Source organism: Aestuariivirga sp. (genome assembly GCF_037139295.1).
In the GTDB taxonomy this organism is placed as follows: Bacteria; Pseudomonadota; Alphaproteobacteria; order Rhizobiales; family Aestuariivirgaceae; genus Aestuariivirga.
Genome location: NZ_JBAXGR010000155.1, coordinates 1 through 5,810, shown reverse-complemented (window position 1 = coordinate 5,810; position 5,810 = coordinate 1). Strand labels below are relative to the sequence as shown.

The 5,810-nt window shown below is 63.7% G+C and carries 7 protein-coding genes and 1 pseudogene; 4 read left to right on the top strand and 4 right to left on the bottom strand.

Annotation, left to right across the window (positions count from 1 at the left end; genetic code table 11):
* Positions 1-24: 24 nt before the first annotated feature.
* The 4 genes from WCJ41_RS19840 to WCJ41_RS19825 are packed head-to-tail and all read right to left on the bottom strand — an operon-like array spanning position 25 to position 4,315.
* The gene (locus tag WCJ41_RS19840) at positions 25-276 is read right to left on the bottom strand and encodes a hypothetical protein (protein WP_336907570.1); all 252 of its coding nucleotides are present in this window, start codon (positions 274-276) and stop codon (positions 25-27) included.
* Complete coding sequence (locus tag WCJ41_RS19835; protein ID WP_336907569.1) at positions 273-1,874, bottom strand: phage portal protein; 1,602 nt, start codon at positions 1,872-1,874, stop codon at positions 273-275. The genes WCJ41_RS19840 and WCJ41_RS19835 overlap by 4 nt, the downstream gene beginning before the upstream one ends.
* A 4-nt stretch (positions 1,875-1,878) precedes the next feature.
* Positions 1,879-3,918: a terminase gpA endonuclease subunit gene (locus WCJ41_RS19830; RefSeq protein ID WP_336907568.1), complete on the bottom strand. Its 2,040-nt coding sequence runs from the start codon at positions 3,916-3,918 to the stop codon at positions 1,879-1,881.
* Positions 3,818-4,315, bottom strand: coding sequence for a hypothetical protein (locus WCJ41_RS19825; RefSeq protein WP_336907567.1), 498 nt, complete (start codon positions 4,313-4,315; stop codon positions 3,818-3,820). The genes WCJ41_RS19830 and WCJ41_RS19825 overlap by 101 nt, the downstream gene beginning before the upstream one ends.
* Positions 4,316-4,422: 107 nt before the next feature.
* Between WCJ41_RS19825 and WCJ41_RS19820 the strand changes: the two genes are divergently transcribed.
* The 4 genes and pseudogenes from WCJ41_RS19820 to WCJ41_RS19805 all read left to right on the top strand — a co-directional run.
* The gene (locus tag WCJ41_RS19820) at positions 4,423-4,647 is read left to right on the top strand and encodes a hypothetical protein (protein ID WP_336907566.1); all 225 of its coding nucleotides are present in this window, start codon (positions 4,423-4,425) and stop codon (positions 4,645-4,647) included.
* Positions 4,637-4,822 (top strand): hypothetical protein, encoded by a 186-nt coding sequence (locus tag WCJ41_RS19815; RefSeq protein ID WP_336907565.1) that lies wholly within the window; start codon positions 4,637-4,639, stop codon positions 4,820-4,822. Before WCJ41_RS19820 ends, WCJ41_RS19815 begins: the two co-directional genes overlap by 11 nt.
* Before the next feature lie 102 nt (positions 4,823-4,924).
* A complete protein-coding gene (locus WCJ41_RS19810; RefSeq protein WP_336907564.1) occupies positions 4,925-5,452 on the top strand; it encodes a DUF3489 domain-containing protein in 528 nt (175 codons plus the stop codon).
* Positions 5,453-5,502: 50 nt separating this feature from the next.
* Positions 5,503-5,810, top strand: a pseudogene (locus tag WCJ41_RS19805) (DUF429 domain-containing protein); the annotation flags it as partial.

Genomic DNA, 5,810 nt, shown 5'->3' with positions numbered 1-5,810 from the left:
TGAGGCGCAGGAGCTGTCCCGACATCAGTAGCCTCCCGCCCGCAGCCCGAACCGCTGTCGGAGGCCCCCCGTACGACCGCAGAAGCTCTCCAGACGCGAGAGTTCGGCACGGAGTGCACCGAGATCGGTCTTGCCGTACTGGACCTTGCGCCTGACGCCGTTGCCGGCGTCGAATTCGACGAGCTCAGGGCGCCTCCCCTCGAGCAGCGCGTAATAGGCTTCGCGAATCCGCGGCAGCACTGCGCACGGATCGGCATAATCGGTGATGATGGTCATGGATCCGGTTGATCTCCGCTCTGGTCGTTTGCGGGGTCGCTGCCCGAGGGCGTGGTGATGCCCTGGTACTGATGGTCGGGGAGACCGTAGGTCGCTCGCAGTGCCTTCTCGCGGGCGCGCTGCGCGTAGACGTCCTCGATGTCGTGGCCCAAGTCCTCGGCGATCGCCGCATCGGTCATGACGCCGAGCCGGCACCAGATCTCGTGGGCCTTGGCCATCTTGAGATCGTCCGCCTGCGGCTTCGGCGCTCCCCGCCAGATGGCGCGGGACGCTGCCGAGCGGTTGGCCACGAAGCCGTCGAGGCCACCCGGAAACGGAATACCACCCCTGGCGATCTCCTCTTCGAGCCAGGCCTCGTAGACTGCGGTGCAGAATGGTCCGAGAATATGGGCGCGGCGGTAGAGCGTGATCTGGAAGATCTCGCCCGATGCCATGCGCACGCTGGAATAGGTGGCGTTGGTATAGTCTGCCGTGGCGCTCTCATAGGTGAGCCCCATGCAGCGGGCGAGTTCCCGGAGCAGGTGCGCGGCGAAGTCCCGGTAATCCGAATGCGGGTGCTGGGCGCGGTGAAGCTCGAGCTTCTGGCCCGGAAAGAGATGGGCAATCCGGCCATTGATGCCGAGATTGATGGTGGCGTTGTCGTACCAGCCCGACTGGGCCTGGATGTAGGCGTCCCACGCCGAGATGCCGCTGGCCGAGAGCCGCGCCTGTTCCTGCGGCGTCAGCAGACCTTGCAGCACCTCCTCGGTCGGCTCGTCCGAAGTGATCGATGCCGCGAACACCGTCTGCAGGATCGCCGCCGTCAGCGTGGCGTCGGAGAGCTGGTCGAACTGACGCGCCACCTGCAGCGCCGGCGTCAGCGGCGAGATTCCCCGTACCTGACCCGGCATGCCGTCGAAGACGTGGATGACGCGCGTGCGACCCAGATTGTCCCGGGCCGATACTTCGAATTCGACGGTGCCGAGTGCTGCATCCTTCCGGGTGGCGATATAGGAGACAGGCATCCCGTCCCAATCCATGCGCACGCCCTGGACGATACTGCGGGCCGGATCATTGCGGCGGACCACACGATGCGGCGGAATGAGCCTCACCTTGGTGCCGTAACGCCCACCCGGGCGTTCCCGCCAGGGGATCTCGGCCCACATCTCGCCGGTGGCGAACCAGGAGCGGAAGGCCGCGGCCTGCAAGAGGCCGAAGGAACGCCTGCCCTCGATATCGCACTCGTAGGGTTTGTCGGCCCAGAGGCTCCAGCGCTGCTCGACCGTCTGCGCCCAGGTTTCAGCCTCGGCATTGCTCATGCCGAACAGGTCGTTTTCCGGCATGGCCTTGAGACGAAGGCCAGTACCCACCGTATTGGCGACCGCCTGGTCGATGGCTCCAGCCATCCACCCGGAATTCTGGATCAGATCGATGGTGCGCGCCGCAGCCAGATCCCAGGAGGCTCCGACATCGTCTGAGGCTTCCCGCAAGGCAGGTCGCCAGCCGCCGAACACCACGCCGCGATTGCCGCGCATGAAGTCGCTGCGCATGGGCGGCGGCGTGACGGACCTTGGGCGGGACGGCGCCAGCCAATCCCTCACCCGGTCCATCATGCCCATCAGGTCACCTGTTCAATCGTGACGACAGCCCTGCAAAACGCGAGCGCAGATCCGGCATCGCCGCTGCCGCGAGGGCGGGAACCGCTCTTGCCGATGATGTTTCCGTCTCGGGGACTTCCTCGCCATTGGCCACTGTTGTGGAATCACCAGCCCGATCTTCCCGCAGCACCCCGTCCGGAATTCGCTGGACGTTCAGCGAGTAGCCGATGGCCATGGCGAGCGCCTCGCAGTCGAGATAGTGGTTGGCGCGAGACTTCTGCACCCACTGCGGCTTGCCGGTTGCTCCGTCCACGACGCGGACTTCAGAGACGAGCTGCTTGGCGTAATCCTCGTCGATGTCGTCGGGCACGATGAAGGAGCCCGGCTGATCGAGCGGCGTCCGGATCCGCGATACCAGCAGCGACTTGAAGAAGTCCGTCGAAAGCCAGACGAGATCGATCGAATAGGTCGCCTTCTTGCCTTTGGCTGTCACCTCGATCTTCGACACGCGGTAGGGCGGCGACATTGTCGCACGGCCCTTGGTGGGAGAGACCAGCCACGGATAGCGCCTCGTGAACTCATAGACCTTGTGTTCGTCGCCTGCATCGGGCTTGTTCGGCCGGAAGCCGGAGTCGACGAAGACCCGCTCGATCTGCAGTCCAGCGATGGGCGTGAGCATCAGGTCGGCCAGTGCGTTCCAAACTTCATCGTCATCGGTAGGACCGTAAAGCTGGCCACGGTCGATGAGCCATGAACGACCCCGCGCACCGAAGCCGCGGATCGTGTAGTATAAGGACAGCTTCTGGACATCGACGCCCATCCCCAATCGCAGGACGCCGCCCGGTACCTCCTTCATGCGGTAAGGTTCGCGACGCTGCAGGATCTCCTGCCAGTCGAGGGCATCCCGACCCGTCGCCGGTGTAAAGCATTCGCCGAACCCGGCATTGAGCGCCGTCTGCACCTGGTCGGGATCGCCGGAAGCAAGGGCGCGGACATAACGCTCGATCCGGGTGCCCCAGGTGACGAAGGGGCTGGCAAGCCCGCTGGCCCAGAAACTGACCACCGCATTTTCGGGCGGTTCGCCCCGGACTTCCCCCTCTTCCACCCATTGCCCCTGCGCCACATAGAGCCCGCGGGCGTTCATCTCCTGCTTGTCGGCATCCTGATGCAGCCCGCCGCAATGGGGACACTGTAGCTGCGCAGATCTGGCGGCTTCCGCCGGCGTGGCATTCTCCGGCCAGCGCATCTGCTCGAAGCGCGGCACGAAGTATTTGTCGCAGTGCAGGCACGGCCAGCAGAAATGATGCCGTGTGCCGGACTGCCAGAGCTTCCAGATGGCACTCTCGACAGCGTCGGATTCCGCTGGCTTCCAGAAGCGAAGACCACTCCTTTCGTCGAGTTCGGTTTCGATGAGGCCGCGCGACGGCGTAGACGTAATGGCGGTGACGAAGTCGGCGTAGGTTTCGCCGCGGGCTTCAACGAGGCCCAATGGGTCGCCCTGCCCCTTCACGTTGGCCAGCATCTCATCGTACTCATCGACCAGCGCCAGCGCCGCCGGACTCGACTTCAAGGCCGCCGAAGATCCTGCATGCGCCAGCCGTACCGGCACACCGGCGACAATCTTCAGCGTCTTCTTCATCCGCTTGCCACGAACGACTTTGGCCGAGAGCGTCTCGGCCTCGTCGAGCAGGCTCATCAACCGCGGCTCGAACTGGTCGGTCAGAAAGTCCCTGATCGGGCCGACGTAAAGGATCGGCGCCGGGCGCTGGTCGAGGCGGGCGCCCATGATATCCAACAGCCCGTCAGTTTTTCCCATCTGGGCGCCGCACACCATCACCACACGCTTGTGGCTGCCGGCATGGACCGCCCGCTCGACCGGAACGATGTAGGGCGTGATTGCAGGATCACGCGGCCCCGGAAGCCCTGAGGTCTCGGGATAGATTCTGTGTTCGCGCGCCCACTCGTCAGGCAGCAGCTTCGGCGAGGGCTTGAGGATGGCTTCTGCCAGCCTCCAGGCCTTCAGCCTTTTCTGCGGCTCGCTGGGAAAGGCGCGAGAGAATGCCATCGATCTCTGTTTCAACCTTCTGCCGCTCGGCCACGATACGGGTCAGCCGGGCCGGCAGGCCTGCAAGCTCCGACCTCACCATGCCCGCCAGCTCCGCCATATCGTTCAGCGCATCTTCGACCGGGATCAGTTCCCGCGAGCGTTCGGCGATGCGCAGTTCAATCTCCAGCGCCCGGGCGTCGCGCACCCTGCTGTCGGCCGCCGACTTGGCAGAGCGGCGCTCGTCATCCTTCAGGTAACGCAGATAGCCCTGCACAGCACCCACGAGTTGCACGAACCCACGCTTCTCCGGCTTCGGCACGTAGCCTTGTTTCACCAGTTGCCGGATGCGCTCTTCCGAGATCATCAGCAGCCGGGCCGCCTGGCCGATGGGGATCAGGCCAGCATGTTCCGCCATGACCACAGATCCCCTTGGAACGCTCGACTATAAAACAGGAATAAACCTCTATTCTGCTTGTCTTCCTGCGCACGTCGAGCATGTATGGGTCCGAAAAGGAGACCAAGATGCACAAGCCACGGAAGGACAACAGCGAAGCGCTCGCCGCCTTCATCACGAAGAAGGCAGAAATCGACACAATGCTTGAACGCCTCGCCGCCCTGAGCGCGGCTCACTTCAACGTCGACCCGGAAACCCTTCACTGGGGTCATGTCGGCGATCTCGGATTCTACGCCAGCCAGCTTCGGCGCATCACGGACTCCGCCTTCAGGGAGGGCGAACATGCCGAGTGACAAGTCTGCGCCTGAAAAAATCTTCAGCTACGGCACCGGCATCTTCAGCCGCATGATCGAATGCTACCGGATCGGTGACGAGTTCTTCCTCTACGGTGTCACCGCGCAAGGCGGTCCAAGGGTCCTGCCCAGCATTGGCATGGCGCGGGAGGTAGCGGCTTCCGCCCTGCCCTGACCGACTGACCACGCAAGCCGCTCCGCCCTGCATGAAGCGCGGGGCCTGGGCTCGTAGGAACCGGCAGTCCCGCCGTTCCGCGAACCCGATGGAGCCAAACCCATGACGAAACTTTCCGACACCCAGCGCGTCATCCTCAGCGCCGCCTCGCAGCGCACCGACCGCCTTGCCCTGCCCCTTCCCAAAAGCCTCAAGGGCGGCGCAGCCCACAAGGTTGTCAACGCCCTGATCGAGAAAGGCCTCCTCAAGGAGGTCAAGGCAAACCGCAAGCTCAACGATCCCGTCTGGCGCAACAGCGACGAAGGTCACGGCCTCTCCCTGATCATCACCGAGGCCGGGTTCGCCGCTATTGGTGTTGAGGTCGAACCTCAGAAGACCAAGGCGCCGAAGCCTGAGTCTAAGCCCGCCTCGCCGGAGCGGAAGGCCCGCAAGGGAACCAAGCAGGCGCTGGTGATCGAGCTGCTCCGCCGCCCCGATGGCGCGACGATCCCGGAGATTGTCGAGGTGACCGGGTGGGCGTCACACACCACGCGCGGCTTCTTCGCAGGAGCACTCAAGAAGAAGCTCGGCCTCACCATCGACTCAGAGAAGATCGAAGGGCGCGGAAGAGTGTATAAGCTGGATACTTAAGCGCCTTCATTCCTGCCGTACTTGGCATATGCTGCTTTGCGGAGGACCAAATGCGTTTCGTCAGTCCGCAAAGCAGCACTGTCATTTTCGGCTTCGATTCGGCTTGGACGGACGCTCCAAAGGCGCCAGGGGCAATCTGCGCCATAGCGTTCGATGATCACGGCCAAGTCGAGTTTCATGAACCTCGGTTGGTCTCCTTTGCCGAAGCGCGCGTCTTCATCGAGGCGCTGCGGCAGGATTTCGCTGTCAGTATCGTCGCACTTGATCAACCAACGATCGTACCGAATGCGTCAGGAAGTCGCCCAGTCGACAAGGTTGCCGCATCACTGGTTTCGTTCGTGGGTGGAGGCGTCCAGCC